The 16,822-nt window shown below is 67.1% G+C and carries 18 protein-coding genes; 15 read left to right on the top strand and 3 right to left on the bottom strand.

Going from position 1 to position 16,822, the window contains the following annotated elements; all coding sequences use genetic code 11:
- Positions 1-2 precede the first annotated feature (2 nt).
- Positions 3-2,363 (top strand): fimbria/pilus outer membrane usher protein, encoded by a 2,361-nt coding sequence (locus tag YQ44_RS24265; RefSeq protein WP_083412028.1) that lies wholly within the window; start codon positions 3-5, stop codon positions 2,361-2,363.
- Positions 2,363-3,370 carry a Csu type fimbrial protein gene (locus YQ44_RS24260; protein ID WP_071325566.1) on the top strand — a complete coding sequence of 336 codons (1,008 nt, stop codon included), beginning with the start codon at positions 2,363-2,365 and terminating at the stop codon, positions 3,368-3,370. The genes YQ44_RS24265 and YQ44_RS24260 overlap by 1 nt, the downstream gene beginning before the upstream one ends.
- Here the strand turns inward: YQ44_RS24260 and YQ44_RS24255 are convergent.
- Positions 3,367-3,594, bottom strand: a complete 228-nt coding sequence (locus YQ44_RS24255; protein ID WP_156894971.1) for a hypothetical protein — start codon at positions 3,592-3,594, stop codon at positions 3,367-3,369. The genes YQ44_RS24260 and YQ44_RS24255 overlap by 4 nt on opposite strands.
- Positions 3,595-3,604: 10 nt before the next feature.
- On the opposite strand from YQ44_RS24255, the gene YQ44_RS29180 reads away from it, so the two are divergent.
- From YQ44_RS29180 to YQ44_RS24240, 4 genes are all read left to right on the top strand, one after another.
- Complete coding sequence (locus YQ44_RS29180; RefSeq protein WP_156894970.1) at positions 3,605-3,793, top strand: hypothetical protein; 189 nt, start codon at positions 3,605-3,607, stop codon at positions 3,791-3,793.
- A 75-nt stretch (positions 3,794-3,868) separates the two neighbouring features.
- Positions 3,869-4,426, top strand: coding sequence for a winged helix-turn-helix transcriptional regulator (locus YQ44_RS24250; RefSeq protein ID WP_071326735.1), 558 nt, complete (start codon positions 3,869-3,871; stop codon positions 4,424-4,426).
- A gap of 191 nt (positions 4,427-4,617) precedes the next feature.
- On the top strand, positions 4,618-5,058 hold the full coding sequence (locus YQ44_RS24245; RefSeq protein ID WP_071325564.1) for a CHRD domain-containing protein: 441 nt from the start codon (positions 4,618-4,620) through the stop codon (positions 5,056-5,058).
- A gap of 115 nt (positions 5,059-5,173) precedes the next feature.
- On the top strand, positions 5,174-6,127 hold the full coding sequence (locus YQ44_RS24240) for an AEC family transporter (RefSeq protein ID WP_071325563.1): 954 nt from the start codon (positions 5,174-5,176) through the stop codon (positions 6,125-6,127).
- On the opposite strand, the gene YQ44_RS24235 is transcribed toward YQ44_RS24240, so the two are convergent.
- Entirely contained in the window at positions 6,111-6,764 is a 654-nt protein-coding gene (locus YQ44_RS24235) for an FMN-binding negative transcriptional regulator (RefSeq protein WP_071325562.1), read from the bottom strand. The genes YQ44_RS24240 and YQ44_RS24235 overlap by 17 nt on opposite strands.
- Positions 6,765-7,226 (bottom strand): OsmC family protein, encoded by a 462-nt coding sequence (locus YQ44_RS24230; RefSeq protein WP_071325561.1) that lies wholly within the window; start codon positions 7,224-7,226, stop codon positions 6,765-6,767. It lies immediately after the preceding gene.
- A 111-nt stretch (positions 7,227-7,337) separates the two neighbouring features.
- Here YQ44_RS24230 and pdxR point away from each other — a divergent pair, with 111 nt between their 5' ends.
- The 9 genes from pdxR to YQ44_RS24185 all read left to right on the top strand — a co-directional run bounded on the left by pdxR (position 7,338) and on the right by YQ44_RS24185 (position 16,819).
- Entirely contained in the window at positions 7,338-8,840 is a 1,503-nt protein-coding gene (gene pdxR, locus YQ44_RS24225) for a MocR-like pyridoxine biosynthesis transcription factor PdxR (protein WP_071325560.1), read from the top strand.
- 38 nt (positions 8,841-8,878) lie between these two features.
- On the top strand, positions 8,879-9,442 hold the full coding sequence (locus YQ44_RS24220; protein WP_071325559.1) for a DNA-3-methyladenine glycosylase I: 564 nt from the start codon (positions 8,879-8,881) through the stop codon (positions 9,440-9,442).
- Entirely contained in the window at positions 9,442-11,073 is a 1,632-nt protein-coding gene (gene mnmC / locus YQ44_RS24215; RefSeq protein WP_071326734.1) for an FAD-dependent 5-carboxymethylaminomethyl-2-thiouridine(34) oxidoreductase MnmC, read from the top strand. The genes YQ44_RS24220 and mnmC overlap by 1 nt, the downstream gene beginning before the upstream one ends.
- Before the next feature lie 240 nt (positions 11,074-11,313).
- Positions 11,314-11,811, top strand: a complete 498-nt coding sequence (locus YQ44_RS24210; RefSeq protein ID WP_083412027.1) for a rhodanese-like domain-containing protein — start codon at positions 11,314-11,316, stop codon at positions 11,809-11,811.
- 19 nt (positions 11,812-11,830) lie between these two features.
- Positions 11,831-12,832: a serine O-acetyltransferase EpsC gene (epsC, locus tag YQ44_RS24205; RefSeq protein WP_071325558.1), complete on the top strand. Its 1,002-nt coding sequence runs from the start codon at positions 11,831-11,833 to the stop codon at positions 12,830-12,832.
- Positions 12,833-12,839: 7 nt separating this feature from the next.
- On the top strand, positions 12,840-13,064 hold the full coding sequence (locus tag YQ44_RS24200; RefSeq protein ID WP_034784364.1) for a helix-turn-helix domain-containing protein: 225 nt from the start codon (positions 12,840-12,842) through the stop codon (positions 13,062-13,064).
- Positions 13,065-13,182: 118 nt separating this feature from the next.
- Complete coding sequence (locus YQ44_RS24195; RefSeq protein WP_071325557.1) at positions 13,183-14,115, top strand: family 2A encapsulin nanocompartment shell protein; 933 nt, start codon at positions 13,183-13,185, stop codon at positions 14,113-14,115.
- Entirely contained in the window at positions 14,090-15,925 is a 1,836-nt protein-coding gene (locus YQ44_RS24190; protein WP_071325556.1) for a family 2A encapsulin nanocompartment cargo protein cysteine desulfurase, read from the top strand. The genes YQ44_RS24195 and YQ44_RS24190 overlap by 26 nt, the downstream gene beginning before the upstream one ends.
- A gap of 174 nt (positions 15,926-16,099) precedes the next feature.
- Positions 16,100-16,819 (top strand): sensor histidine kinase, encoded by a 720-nt coding sequence (locus tag YQ44_RS24185; protein WP_071325555.1) that lies wholly within the window; start codon positions 16,100-16,102, stop codon positions 16,817-16,819.
- Positions 16,820-16,822 lie beyond the last annotated feature (3 nt).

The following is a 16,822-nucleotide window of genomic DNA, read 5'->3' as shown; positions in this document are numbered from 1 at the left end:
CCATGAAACGCGCACTGACATGGCGGACCTGCTGGACCTTGCTGCTGCTGGCCATGGTGCCGCTGGCCAGGGCCGATGGCGCGGCGGCAAGCGGCGAGTCGGGCGCCGATCCCGGCCCGGCCCGCCTGCCCAGCGACCCGGCGACGCCGAATGAACTGTATCTGGAGGTGAGTGTGAATGCTGAATCAACGGGGCTGATCTTGCGTTTTACCCAGGTGGGTAAGGGCTTGCGCAGCAGTGTGGCGAACTTGCAGCAGCTTGGGCTGGACCCGGCGCGCCTCGGTGCGCCCGGCCAGACCGAGGTGGCGCTCGATGCCATTCCCGGACTCGGCTATGACTATGACGCGGCGCGCCAGAGCATTTCGCTGCAGGTGGCGGACGAGTTGCGTTCGCCCTACCGCATCAGCGCGCGCGCGCTGGCGCAGACGCCGCCGGCGCGCGTCACGCCGGGCGCCGTCCTCAATTACGAAGCGTACGCGGAGCTGGGCCAGACGCGGCGCGTTGCCCTGTTCAATGATGTGCGTTACTTCAATGACAGCGGCGTGTTCAGCAATACGGGCACCTTGAACCTGGGAACGGGCCAGCGCAAGTACATGCGCTTCGACACGTTCTGGAGCCACGCCGATCCCGACACCCTGCGCACCTGGCAGGTGGGCGACCTGATTACCTCCTCGCTGAGCTGGAGCCGCGCCGTGCGCGTCGGTGGCGTGCAGTGGCGCAAGAATTTCCAGCTGCGTCCCGACCTGCTGACGTTTCCCGTCGCCTCCGTCGACGGCACGGCGCTCGTGCCTTCGTCGCTGAGCCTGTACGTCAATGGCGTGCAGCAATATGCAGCCAGCGTGCCCAGCGGCCCATTCGTATTGAACCAGGTGGCCGGCATCAATGGCGCCGGGCAAGCGACCATCATCACGCACGATGCGCTGGGGCGCAGCGTGACGACCGTCCTGCCCCTGTATGTCGACACGCGCATGCTGGCCGGCGGCCTGAGCGATTACTCGTTCGAGGCCGGCGCCGTGCGGCGCGACTACGGCACCCGCCTGTTCGGCTATGAGCGGCAGCTCGTCGCCAGCGCGTCGGGCCGCTATGGCGTCAGCGACAGCCTCACCGTCGAAGGCCATGCGGAACTGGCCGCCGGCCTGTACCAGGCGGGCGCGGGCGTGCTGTGGCGGCTGGGCCAGGCTGGTGTCCTCAACGGCGCGCTGTCGGCCAGCACGGGCAGCAGCCGCGGCGCGCAGCTGAGCGCCGGCTATCAATACCTGGGCCCGCGCTTCAGCGTCGATGCGCAAAGCGTGCGCGCCAGCGCCGGCTTCGGCGACCTGGCCTCGCGCGACGGCAGCCCCGTGGTGCGCGCGGCGGACCGCCTTACCGTGAGCTTGCCATTGCCGGCAGGCAGTAGCGTCAGCACCAGCTATATCAGTTACCGCACGCCCGGCGCGCCGCCATCGAAGCTGGCCACCGTCGGCTACTCGGCCACGCTGTTCCACGGCCTGTTCTTCAATGCCAGCCTGTTCCAGGATCTGCGGCAGCGCGCGAAGCGGGGCTTCTACTTTGGCCTGAGCATGGCGTTCGACAACAACCTGGCCGTCAGCGTGAACGGCAACCGGCAGAATGGCGAGAATGGCCGCAGCCTCAGCGTGCAGCGCACGGCCGACTTTGGCGGCGGCTTCGGCTGGGGTGTGCAGGCGGGCACCGTCGGCAGCAATGCCTATCGCCAGGCGCAGCTGGAATACCTGGGCAATTACGGCCGCGTGTCCGCGCGCACGCAGCACGGCGACACGGGCAATGCCTCCTCGCTCGGGGCTACCGGCGCGCTGGTGCTGATGGATGGCCACGTGGCGGCGGCGCGCCAGGTGGGCAACGGCTTCGCGCTGGTATCGACGGCCGGCGTGGCGAATATTCCCGTCTTGCATGAAAACCGCCAGATCGGCGTGACGGGCAGCAGCGGCTATTTGCTGGTGCCGAATTTGAATCCCTATGGCAATAACCAGATCAGCATCGCCACGGATGAACTCGACGTCGATGCGCGCGTGCCCGTGACCAATCTGAACGTGGTGCCGCAGCACCTGGCGGGCGTGCTGGCCGCCTTCCCGATCGAACGCTATAGCGCGGCCACCATCATCATCCACGATGCGGACGGCAAGCCGCTGGCGCCCGGGCTGCCCGTATTGCACGTGCAGAGCGGCAAGCGCACGGTGGTGGGGTTCGACGGCATCGCCTTCGTCGATGACTTGCTTGAGGAAAATCAATTGCAGATTGGCGAGGGCGACAGCCTGTGCACGGTGCGCTTTGCCTATGTGCGCCCGGCAACCGGCGGCTTGCCCGCGATCGGCCCGCTGCGCTGCGGCGCCGGGGGAGGCCGCTGATGCGCCGCCTGCTGCCATGCCTGATCCTGCTGCTGGGCTGCGCCTGGGGCGGCGCGGCGCAGGCGGCCGACACGTGCACGGTCAGCATGACGAATATCGATTTCGGCAACGTCAGCCCGATTTCCGGCACCGATTATGTGGCACAGGCAACAGGCACCCTCAGCTGCCAGTTTTTCTCGCTGAACCTGGGGCAGTTGCTCACGCCAAATGCGCAGGCGTGCATCTCGCTGGGGCTGGGCACGAATTCCACCTCGGCCCTGCCGCGCAAGCTGGGCAACGGCACGCAACGGATGGAATACAACGTCTACGTGGACAGTTCGTACGCGACGGCGAAGATCTGGGGCGGCGCCGGCGTGCCGGGCGCGCCGTCGACCTTCACGATATTCCTGTCGGCCGGCTTGCTGGCCCCGGCCGGCACGTATTCCACGACGTTTACCGTGTACGCGAAGATACCGGCCGGCGCCAGCCTGGCGGCCGTGCCGACGGTGGCCAACGCGAATACCGTCTACACGTCGAGCTTTGCCGGCCAGGGCACGTACACCTACACCACGTATGGCCTCGTCAACCTGTTCGGCTGCACCGTCAACAGCGGCAGCTTCGGCTTCACGGTGAATGCGACGGCCGTCAACGATTGCACGATCACGGCCAGTCCGATGGCTTTCGCCAATGCGTCGATTTTGACGGGCAACCTGCGCAGCACCAGCACCCTGTCGGTGCGCTGCGTGAACAACAATGCTTACCAGATCGCCTTCAACGGCGGCAGCGTGGCGGCCAATGTGGCCAACCGGCAAATGAAAAATACGCTGACGACGGACAAGGTCAGCTATCGCCTCTCGTCGACCCTCGATGGCCCGCTATGGGGCGATGGCACGGCTGGCACCAGCATGTTTACGGGCACGGGCACGGGCGTGAGCGTGCCGGTGACGGTGTATGGCCGGGTACCGGCGCAGGTGTCGCCGCGTCCCGGCGACTACAAGGATACGGTGACGGCGACGATTTACTTCTAGAAGCTGACGGTGACGAGGCTGGCGCCAGATGGCGTGACCTGGCGCTGCATCAGGTAGGGCGTGTCGTGGCTGCATTGCACCTGCGCCTGCGCGCGGTGCGCATGGATGGTGCAAGCCTCACGGATGACGAAGCTGGCCTGGAGCGACGCGGAAGAGACGGTACCGGCGGTGGTGGTCTGGCAGAGGGAAAGGGCGAGCAAGGCTGGCAGGACTGCAAACTTCAAAGGAGTCATCGTGTACGCATCGAGTGAAAAACGCCTGTTGGCAGTCGCGCGTGCTGGCCTGGCTGGCAACGTTTTCCGCACCGGGTTTAGGGTGTTTGAACAAGACATTATTGTACTAGAGCAAGAAAAAAGTGAGTTTTTGCGTATTTTCAAGCCACCGCCATGGGGTGCGAGTGGCTATCACATGGATAGTAACTGAAGTCTGTAGCGTGCAAATTGACGTAACCGTGATTTTTTTCGATTGTTGTGCTGGAATTTCTGTGAGGAGATGGTCATGAAACATACCAACTTTAATAATTTGCCTTGCCCGATCGCCCGCAGCCTGGGCAAGGTGGGCGAATGGTGGAGCATCCTCATCCTGCGCGAAGCGTTTTACGGCAAGACGCGCTTCGACGAATTTGAAAAGAGCCTGAAGATCGCCCCCACCATCCTGACGCGCCGTCTGGCCGACCTGGTGGAGGGCGGCCTGATGACGCGCCGCCTGTATTGCGCCAAGCCGCCCCGCTATGACTATGTGCTGACCAAGTCGGGACGCGCGTTCAAGCCCGTCCTGCTGGCCTTTATTGCCTGGGGTAACGAGAATTTCGCGCCGGAAGGCGCCAGCCTGGTGATCGCCAGCCGCGACACGGGCCTGGCCGCCGATCCGGTGCTGGTCGACGCCATGACGGGCTTGCCCATCAATGACGAGTACTACGCATTCGCGCCAGGGCCGGCCGCCAGCGACAGCATGCGCAGCATCATCCTCGACGCGGAAAAAAGCAGCGGCATTGCACCGAAGCCGAAGGCGCCGGCCGCCAACCGCGGCTGGGTGGCGGAAGGCCATTTGGCCTGAGGCAACGTGCCGGTGCAGACAACCGGCGGCAAGTTTGGCAAAAAGCAAAACGGACAATGCCGCATGGGGTTACTGTCGCACTACGGCAAGATTTTTTTGCGCGACATACGTGCAGCACCAGTGCGGCGTGCGCCCGGCGATCCGGGGCAGGGCGCCATCCGTGATCCGATGTCCGTTCCAGGAGTACTGCGATGAGCACATTGCATCAACACGCCGGCCGCGCCACCGCGGCGCTGGCGCTGGCGGCCCTGCTGGGCGCCTGTTCCCATGGACCGCACCCCCCTGGCGGCCAGGGCGTCACCCTGTCGGGTGCGCAGGAAGTACCGGCCAATACCAGCACGGCCAGCGGCAGCAGCGATATCCGCGTGGCCGCCGACCGCGGCGTCAGCGGTGGCGTGCGCTATACGGGCATGGTGGCCACCGTGGCGCATATCCACGAAGCGCCCGTGGGCGCGAATGGCCCCGTCATCGTCCCGCTGGTGAAGACCGCCGAAGGCATGTTTGCCGTGCCGCCGAATACCACGCTGACGCCGCCTCAGTACGCGAGCTACCAGGCCGGCAACCTGTATGTGAATGTGCACAGCGCCAGCTACCCGGGCGGCGAGATCCGCGCCCAGCTCAAGCCGAAGTAGGGCCCTGGCCTGCACCCAATCCGGTTTCTCCCCAGAACCTCCTTGGGGCCGCGCGAGCGGCCCTTTTTTTGCGCCGCGCTGACGGCGGACGAGGGCGCCGTTACAATGGCTCTCCATGCTGACCATCCTCGCCATCACCTTCCCCTTCTTCGCCCTGGTGCTGTGCGGCTACCTGGCCGTGCGGCGCACCCTGCTGCCGCTGGCCGCCATCGGCGGCTTGAACAGTTTTGTCCTCTACTTCGCGCTGCCGTGCATGCTGTACCGCTTCGGCGCCGCCACGCCCATCGCACAGCTGCTCGATGGCAGCGTGTTCGGCGTGTACCTGCTGTGCGCGCTGATCATGGTCGGCGTCACCATGGCCATGACCCTGAGCCACCGCATCGACTGGAACAACGCCGCCTTCGGCGCGCTGGTGGCGGCCTTCCCGAATACGGGCTTCATGGGCGTGCCCTTGCTGCTGACCTTGCTGGGCCCCCGTTCGTCGGGGCCCGTCATCGTCACCATCGTCGTCGACATGCTCATTACCAGCTCGCTGTGCATCGCCCTGTCGCGCATCGGCAGCGGCGGCGCGCACGGCAGCCGCGCGGCCATCGCCAATGCCATGAAGGGCATGGCCGGCAACCCGATGCCGTGGGCGATCGTGCTGGGGGCCCTGTCGTCGTGGCTGGAACTGGCCTTGCCCAAGCCTTTGACGCAGACGGTGGGCTTGCTGGCCGACGCCGCCTCGCCCGTGGCCCTGTTTACCATCGGCGCCGTGCTGGCCCGTTCGCAGATGAGCACCAGCGATCCGGCGCCGATGAAAGAGTACGTGCCGGTGGCGCTGAAAAAGCTGCTGCTGCATCCGCTGCTGGTATGGGGCATCGGCCACGCGGCCATGGCGCTCGGTGCGCCGCTCGATCCTTTTTCGCTGACCTGCATGGTGCTCGTGGCCTGCCTGCCCAGCGCCAGCAACGTCACCCTGCTGTCGGAGCGTTTCGGCGCAAACACGGCGCGCATCGCCCGCATCATCCTGGTGTCGACGGCGCTGTCGTTCCTGACGTTTTCGGCGGCCGTCAGCTGGCTGGCGTGACGTTGGCGGCGATCAGCGCACCGAGCGCCCGGGCCGCGCCGGGCTGGTTGTCGGCCGCCAGGCCGTGCGCCATGCTGGCCTGGTCCTGCATGCTGCGGTTCTGGCCCAGCTTCCATTTGCCCGTCAGGCGCGTGAGGGGAATTTCGATGCCGACGATGGCTTTCAACAGCTTGTCGATGTAGGCGGCCGGCGCATCGCTCACCCGCCACGGCGTGGCTTGACCTGTCTCGTGGCGCGCCGTCAGCCGCTCCACCAATCCCAGCAGCCACGCCGCGTCGTCGATGGCGCGCAGGGGGCCGTGCGCATGCACGACCGCATAATTGAAGGTGGGCACTTCCTTGCCGCTGTGCTGCTTTTCCGCATACCAGGCGGGCGTGATGTAGGCGTGCGGCCCCTGGAAGATCACCATGCATGCAGCGTCTCCGCCGGCCGCGCGCCACAGCGGGTTGGCGCGCGCCACGTGGGCGCGCAGGATGCCGAACGGCGCGTCAGGCGTCGGCGCGCCGATCTCGAACGGCAGGTGGTCGGCGCTCAGGCCATCGGCGCCGTGGCGCACCAGCGCGCCCAGCGGATGCGCCTGGATCAGGCCGTGCAGCACCTCGAGGCGCTCTTCGCGAAAGCTGGATGGCGTGTACATCTAGGCACCGCCTTCGACGACGACGTCGGCCGTCAGGGAATTGGCGATGTAGCAGCGCTCGTGCGCGTCGTGGTGCAGGGCGGCCAGCGCCTCGGGCGAAGGCGCTGCGCCCGCGAAGGCGATGCGCGGGCGCAGCACGATGCGCGTCATGGCCAGCCTCCCGGCGGCATTCTTGCCCAGCTCGCCGACGGCGGCGTCGCGGTAGGCGTCGACGGTGAAACCGCGCTGCGCCGCCAGCGACAGGAAGAACAGCATGTGGCAGCTCGACGTGGCGGCCACCAGCGCCTCTTCCGGATCGACATTCGCCGCCACCGACATGGGCAGCGGCACGGACAGGGGAGACGACGAGGCGGGCACGGTCAGGCCGCCGTCGAATTGCCATTCATGGCCACGGCTGTAGCGCTGGCCGGCGAAATCCTGGCCGTCGCGCTGCCAGGCCACGGTGGCGAAAAACTGATGCATGGATGCTCCGCGAGAGTGAAAGGGAATGCCTTCATCTTAGCGCCAGTTTTGGCTATTTAAAACAGCCAATAAGTGCTATCTTGAAGCTACCAATTCAACTGCCATCCCAGCATGCCAGCCTCCCACCTGAACCAGATCATCGCGGCCTTGCCGCTGCGGCGCGGCGCGCCGGAGCCGCTGTTCCGCCAGCTGTATGCGGCCATCAAGGCGGCCATCCTCGATGGCGGCATGAGTCCCGGCATGCAGCTGCCGCCCACGCGCGAGTTTTGCCGGCTGCTGGCCGTGTCGCGCCAGACCGTGCTCAATGCGTATGCGCTGCTGACGGCCGAAGGCTACCTCGATGGCGCCGTGGGGCGCGGCACCTTTGTCAGCGGCGACGTGCCGCTACCCGTGCCCATGGCCGCGCCGGCCGGCAAGGCCGAGGCGCCCGGCCTGCTGCGGCCGCTGTCCGCGCGCGGCCAGGGCGTGGTGGCGGCCATGCGCCAGGTGGCGATACACCGGGGGCCGCTGCGCGCCTTTCGCGTCGGCATGCCGCGCATCGACCACTTTCCCTTCGACGTGTGGAACCGCCTGGAAGCGCGGCGCTGGCGCCGTCCCGACCACCAGTTCGGCTACAGCGATCCGGCCGGCTTCCTGCCGTTGCGCGAGCTGCTGTGCGTGTACCTGAAGGCGGCGCGCGGCGTCCACTGCACGCCGCAGCAGATCGTCATCACCTCGGGCTCGCAGCAGGCGCTGTTCTTGCTGTCGACCATCCTGCTGGCGCCGGGCGATGCTGCCTGGATGGAGTCGCCCGGCTACCGCGGCGCCAGCGGCCCGCTGCGCGCGGCCGGTGCGCGCGTGTTTCCCGTTCCCGTCGATGCGCAGGGGCTGGACGTGGCGTACGGCGTGGCGCACTGTCCGCAGGCGAAGCTGGCGTACGTGACGCCGTCGCACCAGATGCCGCTGGGCGTGAGCATGAGTTTACCCCGCCGCCTGGCCTTGCTGGCCTGGGCCGCGCAGCACAAGGCGTGGCTGGTGGAGGACGATTACGACAGCGAGTACCGCTACACGGGCGCGCCGCTGGCGTCGCTGCAAAGCCTGGACCGGGCCGGCTGCGTGGTGTACGTGGGCACCCTGTCGAAAGTGCTGTTCCCCGGGCTGCGCCTGGGCTACATGGTGGCGCCGCCGGCGCTGGCCGAGGCGCTGGTGCAGGCCAAGGCCGTGATGGACCGCCACACGGCCATCGTGCCGCAGATGGCGCTGGCCGACTTCATCGCCGAGGGGCATTTCGGCCGGCATATCCGCCGCACGCGCGACAGCAATGCCGAGCGGCGCGACCTGCTGTTGCGCGGCATCGCGCGCGAACTCGACGACCAGCTCGCGTGCGGCCCGGCCGACAGTGGCCTGGAACTGTGCGCCTACTTTCGCCAGGCGCCCGCGCACGATGAAGAGGCCGTATCGCGCGCGGGCGTCGAGCGGGGCATCGAACTGCGCCCGCTGGGCCATTATGCGGACCCTGACGCCAGTCCTGCCTGCGCCGTGCCGCCCGGGCTGCTGCTGGGCTTTGCCGCCATTCCGCCGGCCGAAATTCAGCACGGCCTGCTTGAACTGGGGCGCATCCTGCGCGGCCGATAATCTATACTGGCAGTTACCCGCACACGAAGAATACGACCATGAATCTCATCCGCTGTTCCTGGGCCAATCCGGCCAACCCCCGCTACGTCGCGTACCACGACACGGAATGGGGCGTGCCCTGCCATGATGAGCGCCGCCTGTTCGAGATGCTGAACCTGGAAGGGGCGCAGGCTGGCCTGAGCTGGGAAACCATCCTGAACAAGCGGGAAACCTACCGTGCCGCCTTCGACAACTGGGACGCGGAAAAGATCGCCGCGTATGGCCCGGACAAGGTGGCGCAGCTGCTGCTGGACCCCGGCATCGTGCGCAACCGCCTGAAGGTGGCGGCCGCCATCACGAATGCGCAAGCCTACCTGCGCCTGCGCGAAGAGGGGCAGACGCTCGACAGTTTCCTGTGGGCGTATGTCGATGGCCAGCCCATCGTCAACAGCTGGCAGCCGGGCGAGTTTCCCGCCAAGACGGCCCTGTCGGACAGGTTGTCGAAAGACTTGCTCAAGCGGGGTTTCAAGTTCGTCGGTTCGACCATCATCTACGCCTACATGCAGGGCATCGGCATGGTCAACGACCATGCGCCCGCCTGCTTTTGCCGCGCGGGGCGCTGATGCGCCACGCGCTGGTCCTGCTCGACACGGATTTCGACGGCGCGCGCCTGCGCGCCGCCTGTGCCCGGCATGGCGGACGCCGCCTGCACTACATCGCGCTGGCGCCCCGTCCCATCGATGCCAGCCATTTGCCGCAGGAGTGGCGCGCGCAATGGCCGCCCTGCGTGCCCGGCCTGCACCGCATGGTGTCGCGCGATGGCCTGGTCACGCTCGATGTGCTGATCGGCGAGCTTGACGCTTGCCTGGCGCAGCTGTCGGCGCGCGTCAATGAAGTGCATCTGGCGTGGGTGCCGCCGGCGACCGCCATGCTGGCGCGCCTGATGGTCGACGGCGCCCGCCTGCACGCCGTGCACCTCGACGAGGCGCAGCGCGCGGCGCTGCAAAAAAATGGCTTTGTCTTCGACGAGAGCCGCTTGCGCGCCGTGTTCTATGCCCGGCGCGGCGACAGCGAGGCGCGCGTGGCGCCCGAACGGCGCGCCATCGTCATCGGCGCGGGCGTGGCGGGCGCCGCGGCCTGCGAACGGCTGGCCGCGCGCGGCTGGAAGGTGACGCTGGTCGAACGCCACGCGCAGCCGGCCAGCGAGGCATCCGGCAACCTGGCCGGCATCTTCATGCCGCAACTGTCGAAGGACGACAATATCGCCACGCGCCTGGTGCGCGCCGCGTATCTGTATTCGCTGCGCCATTGGCAGCGCCTGGGCGGCATCGGCGCCGCCTTCGATGGCGCGCAGTGCGGCGTGCTGCAGCTGGCGCGCGACGGCGCGCATGCGCAGGTGCAGCGGCAGATCGCCGCCAGCGGCCTGTATCCGCCCGATTTTGCCCGCTGGCTGGAAGCGCCCGAGGCGACAGCCATGCTGGGCTGCCCCGCGCCCGATGGCGCCTGGTGGTTCGCGCAAGGCGGTTGGGCGCGCCCGTCTTCCCTCTGCGCGGCCATGCTCGACGCCTGCGGCACTTTGCTGACGCGGCGCTTTGCCAGTAGTGTGCTGCGCCTGGAACGCCAGGACGGCGAGTGGCTGGTGCGCGATGCGCAGGGCGGCTTGATCGCGGCGGCGTCCACCGTCATCCTGGCCGCCGGCACGGGCGCGCTGCAGTTCGAGCAGGCGGCCGGCCTGCCGCTCGATGCCGTGCGCGGCCAGGTCACGCACCTGGCCGAAGGCAGCTTGCCCGTGCCGCCATTCGTCGTCTGCCGCGAAGCCTACATGACGCCGGCACATGGCGGCATCGTCTGCGTGGGCGCCAGCTACGACGCGGATGCCGACGCCAGCGTGCGCGCATCGAGCCAGCACGAGAACATCCACAAGAGCGCCGATATCCTCGGCGTCCCTCCGTTCGACGCGCCGCTGGCCGGACGCACGGGTTTTCGCTGCGTGGCGCCGGACCGCTTGCCGCTGGCGGGCGCCGTGCCCGACCCCGGCATGCCGGGCCGCTGCGAGCGCCTGCGCGACGTGCCGCGCTGGCCCGGCCTGTTTGGCTTGCTCGGCTATGCCTCGCGCGGCCTGATCTGGGCGCCGCTGGCGGCCGAACTGCTGGCCTGCCAGCTGGAGGGCGAGCCGCTGCCGCTGGAGCGCCAGCTGGCCGAGGCGCTCGATCCCGCCCGTTTCCTGCTGCGCGAGCGTCGCCGGGCTTCCTGATTGCCCCCCCCCCCCGGAAGCAAGTTCCGGGGGAGGAACCTCAGGGTCCGACCCCGGTGCCTGCTCTTGGATACGCCGTCAAGAGATGGCGCCAACGCGTGTGAGGGGCTGCCCCATACACGTGACCCCATATACGTTTTTCATCTTTCCAAACTCTTTTTAATTTGTTTTCCGAACAACATAAGTTCGCTACAGTGGACTCGTGCTTGTTTTTTGACGACGGAATAAAGAGGTGGACAGATGGCAGCGACAGAACTGGTATTCGACCCGCGCGCCGCGCACGGCGAGGCGGCGTTCGACGAAGTGCTCAATCTCGCGCGCACCCAGGCGCAGGCGCAAGGCTTGCCGTATGCGGGCATCGTCAGCGCGCAGGATGCGTGGCAGCTGGTGCAGGCCGGCAAGGCCGTGCTGGTCGACGTGCGCACGAATGAAGAGCGCACCTTCGTCGGCTACGTGCCCGACTCGCTGCACGTGGCATGGGCCACCGGCACGGCCATGAACCGCAACCCCCGCTTCACGCGCGAACTGGAAGCGAAGGCGGGCGGCAAGGACGCCGTGGTGGTGCTGCTGTGCCGCAGCGGCAAGCGTTCGGCCCTTGCCGCCGAAGCGGCCGCGAAGGCCGGTTTCACGCACGTGTTCAATATCGCGCAAGGCTTCGAGGGAGACCTCGACGGACAACAGCAGCGCGGCCACAGTGGCGGCTGGCGCTGGCACTCCCTGCCCTGGATCCAGGACTAATTCACCTCTCAGGACCACCATGAACCAGCGTGCCTTGCCTCCCGTTCCCCTCGCCGCGCAGCCGCAATGGGAGCTGCGCCAGATCGTCGATGAATTGCGCGCCGTGCGCGAGCAGTGGCGCGAAGGGCTGTTGCGCCACCAGGAGTGCGGCGCGCGCGAATTCCCGTCGCGCCAGCATTTGCGCGACATCGTCGATGCCCTGTGCGCGGCGCTGTTCCCCATGCGCCTGGGGCCACTCGACCTGCAGCAGGAGAGCGAGGATTTCTTTGTCGGCCACACGCTCGACACGACCCTGACCGGCCTGCACGAACAGGTGCGGCGCGAACTCAGTTACCACGCGCGCCAGCATGGCTTGCAGCAGACGGTACCCATCGAACAGCAGGCGCTGGCCATCGTGCAGCGCTTCGCCCGCGCGCTGCCGCGCATCCGCGCCCAGCTCGACACGGACGTGGCGGCCGCCTTCCATGGCGACCCGGCCGCGCACAGCGTCGATGAAGTGCTGCTGTGCTATCCGGGCATCCTGGCCATCATCCATTACCGGCTGGCGCACACCCTGTATGCGCTGGGCGCGCCGCTGGTGGCGCGCATCATCGCCGAGGTGGCCCATTCGCAGACGGGCATCGACATCCATCCGGGCGCCGTCATCGGCAGCAGCTTTTTCATCGACCATGGCACGGGCGTGGTGATCGGCGAGACGGCCATCATCGGCGAACGCGTGCGCATCTACCAAGCCGTCACCCTGGGCGCCAAGCGCTTTCCCGCTGGCGCCGACGGCGTGCTGAAAAAGGGGCTGGCGCGCCACCCCATCGTGCAGGACGACGTGGTCATTTACGCCGGCGCCACGATACTCGGGCGGGTGACCATCGGCCAGGGTTCTGTCATCGGCGGCAATGTCTGGCTGACCCGTAACGTGGCGCCCGGCAGCAACGTCACGCAAGCCCACAACCAGCAGGAAGCGGGCGAGGTATCGCTGCCCGCCGCCGCACTTGCACCGCACTCCGCCTTTGCCCACCACCCATGAGGACAGCATGTTGATCAAACAGTTTGGACTGGCCGTGCGCCAGTTGCGCGAAGGGCATGGCTGGTCGCAGGAGCGGCTGGCCGAAGCGGCCGACTTGAACCGTTCCTTCATCGGCGAAATCGAACGGGGCGCGGCCACGCCGTCGCTGCTGACGGTGGAAAAGCTGGCCGGCGCGCTGGGCATCGGCCTGGCGGGCTTGATGGCGCGCTGCGAACCGGAATTGGTCGATTAAGGCGGGTCGATTAAGCGCCGCATTGGTGGCGATAGCATGTTGAGTAAACGAGAGGGGCGTCCGATACTTTATTTGTTTTTCAGATAAGCATATTCACTTTTCTCATTAGGAGTAGTTGATGGCCGAAGCAACCCCCGATAGCCAGTTTGCGCTGGGCGACAACGCCGCGCGCCAGCTGGCCAATGCCAGCAAGAGCGTCCCCCAGCTGTCCACCATCACGCCGCGCTGGCTCGTGCACCTGCTGCAATGGCTGCCCGTGGAAGCGGGTATCTACCGCCTGAACCGCGTGAAAAATCCGAAGGACGTGCGCGTGGCGTGTTCGCAGCGCGACGAGTCGGAACTGCCGCAAACCTTCGTCGACTACGATGACCAGCCGCGCGAGTATTTCCTCAATGCCGTCAGCACGGTGCTCGACGTGCACACGCGCGTGTCGGACCTGTACAGCAGCCCGCACGACCAGATCAAGGAGCAGCTGCGCCTGACCATCGAAACGATCAAGGAGCGCCAGGAAAGCGAATTGATCAACAATCCCGATTACGGCCTGCTGGCCAGCGTGCACGATGACCAGCGCATCTTTACCCTGACGGGCGCGCCCACGCCGGACGACCTCGATGAACTGCTGACGAAAGTGTGGAAGGAGCCCGGCTTCTTCCTCGCCCATCCGCTGGCGATTGCCGCCTTCGGCCGCGAATGCACGCGCCGCGGCGTGCCGCCGCCGACCGTCAGCCTGTTCGGCTCGCAGTTCCTCACGTGGCGCGGCGTGCCGCTGGTGCCGTCCGACAAACTGCCGATCGAAGACGGCAAGACCAAGATTATCTTGCTGCGCGCGGGCGAGCAGCGCCAGGGCGTGATCGGCCTGTTCCAGCCCGGCCTGGCGGGCGAGCAAAGCCCGGGCCTGTCCGTGCGCTTCATGGGCATCAACCGCCATGCGATTTCGTCCTACCTGATTTCGCTGTATTGCTCGCTGGCCGTATTGACGGACGATGCGCTGGCCGTGCTGGAAGACGTGGAGATCGGTAAATACCATGACTACCCAGACACCTACAAGTGATGGTGCGGCGGCCCTGGCGCCGTCTTCGCCGCCTGCATCGCTGTTACCCGACGAAGCGACGCTGAACCGCCTGGCGGGCGAGTTTTTCGCGCGCCTGCCGGGGCTCGCGCCTGCAGTGGACAAATCGCCCAGTCTCGGCGGTTCCGGCAGCGTGCTCGATGCGGCGCCCCGCTATGCGAACCGTCCGCCGCCGCAACCCGGTCCTGCGTTCGCCGCCATCGCGCCCGGCGTGGCGACGGCGCAGGTGCCGCCCGTGACGCCTCCGCTGGAGTCGCCGATTGCGCCGGCGCCGGCCTCCGTGCCGACGCCGCGCCTGTCGGCGATCAACGCGCCCGGTGCGCCATCGCCGTATTATTTCATCGGTGGCGCGCACGGCTATCCCGCGTCGGGCCATGGTCTCGACGGCCTGGCGCGGCAGGGACGGGGACAGCACGATGCGGACGACTTGCGTGGCCTGTCTGCCACGCCGCAGCGTGCACCTGCGCGCCAGCTGCCTGTCCCGCCGTCAAACAGCCAGCCCGAGTTCTATTTCCAGACCGTGCTGCCCGCGCAGCCGGCGGGGGCGACACCGGGTGAACACCAGGCGCCGGCGCCGTTCGACGTGCATGCCGTGCGGCGCGACTTTCCCGTGCTGGCCGAACGGGTCAACGGCAAGCCGCTGGCCTGGTTCGACAATGCGGCCACCACGCACAAGCCGCAGTCGGTGATCGACCGTATCGCGTACTTCTATGCGCACGAGAACTCGAACATCCACCGCGCCGCGCACGCGCTGGCGGCGCGCGCCAGCGATGCGTACGAGGCGGCGCGCGCCAAGGTCGCCGGTTTCCTCGGCGCCGCCTCGGCAAATGAAATCATCTTCGTGCGCGGTGCCACGGAAGGCATCAACCTGGTCGCCAATACCTTTGGCCGCAAGTACATCGGCAGCGGCGACGAGATCATCGTTTCGCAGCTCGAACACCACGCCAACATCGTGCCGTGGCAGCAGCTGGCGGCGGAGAAGGGCGCGACATTGCGCGTGATTCCCGTCGACGACAGCGGGCAGATCATCCTCGATGAATTCCGCAAACTGCTCAACGGGCGCACCAAACTGGTGTCCATGACGCAGGTGTCGAATGCGCTGGGGACGGTGACGCCCGTGGCGCAGATCATCGCGCTGGCGCATGCGGCCGGCGTGCGCGTGCTGGTCGACGGCGCGCAGGCCGTGTCGCACCTGCGCGTGGACGTGCAGGCGCTGGGCGCCGATTTCTATGTGTTTTCGGGGCACAAGGTGTTTGCTCCGACGGGCATCGGCGCCGTGTATGGCAAGGCCGATTTGCTCGAGCAGCTGCCGCCATGGCAGGGCGGCGGCAACATGATCGCCGACGTCACGTTCGAGCGCACCGTCTACCAGGGCGTGCCGAACCGTTTCGAGGCGGGCACGGGCAATATCGCCGACGCCGTGGGCCTGGGCGCGGCCATCGATTACGTGCAGCGCATCGGCCTGGAAAACATCGCCGCCTACGAGCACGCGCTGCTCGACTACGCGACGCATCGCTTGCAGGCGATCGCCGGCGTGCGCCTGATCGGCACGGCGCTGGACAAGGCCAGCGTGGCCTCGTTCGTGCTGGCCGGCTACGAGCCGGCCGAAGTGGGGCGCGCCCTGAACGACGAGGGCATCGCCGTGCGTTCGGGCCACCATTGCGCCCAGCCGATCCTGCGCCGCTTCGGCGTGGAAGCGACCGTGCGGCCTTCGTTCGCGTTCTACAACACGTACGAGGAGATCGACCGCATGATCGCGGTGGTGCGCCGCCTGGCGGGCGCGCGCCGCTGAGACAGCCCTGCTGCTGGCTGAAAGCCGCCCCGCGCGCCACGCGGGGCGGCTTTGTTGCGTCAGATCACAGACTTCTGCGCTATGCTGGAGCGCTGCCCGGCACGAACGGTATAATTTGCTTGTGGCAACATTTGAGCCGCGGCGCGGTGCCGCTGGCGCCCAAGGAGATATCCGGTGGAAGATCAACACAGCTCGCCCGAGCTTTTCCTGTTCCTGGCGTCGACCGTGCACGACATGAAAAACTCGATCAGCGTGGTCAGCGGCACCCTGGAATCGCTGCTGGCGGCCGAGCAGGCGAAAGACGTCCCGCAGGCCGACCCCGCCTACCTGCAGATGGCGCAGATGCTGTACCAGACCAAGCGCCTGAACGATAACCTGATCCAGCTGCTGGCCCTGTACAAGGAAGTGGGCAAGCCCGGCTACCCGTTCGACGTGCAGCCGCAGCTGGTCAGCCAGGTCATCGACCAGGTGGTGGACCAGGAAAAGATCCTGCTGCTGTCGAAGGGCATCCGCCTGGAGACGCAATGCCCGCCGGACCTGATCTGGACACTCGATGAAGACCTCGTCATCGGCGTGCTCGCGCATGCGATCAACAACGCCATCCGCTACACGCGGGACACGATCCGCCTGTCCGTGCGGGAGCACGGCGATTTGCTGGAATTGCGCGTGGAAGACAATGGCGACGGCTATTCGCAGGCGCTGCTCGAGGCGGGCAGCGCGGCCATGGACGGCATGGCGGCCGGCGTGAATTTCTCCACCAACAGCACGGGCCTGGGCCTGTATTTTTCCAGCGAAGTGGCGAAGATGCACAAGCACCGGGGCAGCAGCGGCAGCATCGCGCTGGAAAATGGCGGCGCCCTGGGCGGCGGCTGCTTCATCCTGCGCCTGCCCTGAACG

Source organism: Janthinobacterium sp. 1_2014MBL_MicDiv (genome assembly GCF_001865675.1).
GTDB lineage: Bacteria > Pseudomonadota > Gammaproteobacteria > Burkholderiales > Burkholderiaceae_D > Janthinobacterium.
This window is presented reverse-complemented; position numbering and strand designations above follow the sequence as displayed.

What these genes read in the sequence shown, in the direction of transcription:
- YQ44_RS24265 (WP_083412028.1), top strand. Translation starts at nt 3, where the DNA reads ATGAAACGCGCACTGACATGGCGGACCTGCTGGACCTTGCTGCTGCTG.
- YQ44_RS24260 (WP_071325566.1), top strand. Translation starts at nt 2,363, where the DNA reads ATGCGCCGCCTGCTGCCATGCCTGATCCTGCTGCTGGGCTGCGCCTGG.
- YQ44_RS24250 (WP_071326735.1), top strand. Translation starts at nt 3,869, where the DNA reads ATGAAACATACCAACTTTAATAATTTGCCTTGCCCGATCGCCCGCAGC.
- YQ44_RS24245 (WP_071325564.1), top strand. Translation starts at nt 4,618, where the DNA reads ATGAGCACATTGCATCAACACGCCGGCCGCGCCACCGCGGCGCTGGCG.
- YQ44_RS24240 (WP_071325563.1), top strand. Translation starts at nt 5,174, where the DNA reads ATGCTGACCATCCTCGCCATCACCTTCCCCTTCTTCGCCCTGGTGCTG.
- YQ44_RS24235 (WP_071325562.1), bottom strand. Translation starts at nt 6,764, where the DNA reads ATGTACACGCCATCCAGCTTTCGCGAAGAGCGCCTCGAGGTGCTGCAC.
- YQ44_RS24230 (WP_071325561.1), bottom strand. Translation starts at nt 7,226, where the DNA reads ATGCATCAGTTTTTCGCCACCGTGGCCTGGCAGCGCGACGGCCAGGAT.
- pdxR (WP_071325560.1), top strand. Translation starts at nt 7,338, where the DNA reads ATGCCAGCCTCCCACCTGAACCAGATCATCGCGGCCTTGCCGCTGCGG.
- YQ44_RS24220 (WP_071325559.1), top strand. Translation starts at nt 8,879, where the DNA reads ATGAATCTCATCCGCTGTTCCTGGGCCAATCCGGCCAACCCCCGCTAC.
- mnmC (WP_071326734.1), top strand. Translation starts at nt 9,442, where the DNA reads ATGCGCCACGCGCTGGTCCTGCTCGACACGGATTTCGACGGCGCGCGC.
- YQ44_RS24210 (WP_083412027.1), top strand. Translation starts at nt 11,314, where the DNA reads ATGGCAGCGACAGAACTGGTATTCGACCCGCGCGCCGCGCACGGCGAG.
- epsC (WP_071325558.1), top strand. Translation starts at nt 11,831, where the DNA reads ATGAACCAGCGTGCCTTGCCTCCCGTTCCCCTCGCCGCGCAGCCGCAA.
- YQ44_RS24200 (WP_034784364.1), top strand. Translation starts at nt 12,840, where the DNA reads ATGTTGATCAAACAGTTTGGACTGGCCGTGCGCCAGTTGCGCGAAGGG.
- YQ44_RS24195 (WP_071325557.1), top strand. Translation starts at nt 13,183, where the DNA reads ATGGCCGAAGCAACCCCCGATAGCCAGTTTGCGCTGGGCGACAACGCC.
- YQ44_RS24190 (WP_071325556.1), top strand. Translation starts at nt 14,090, where the DNA reads ATGACTACCCAGACACCTACAAGTGATGGTGCGGCGGCCCTGGCGCCG.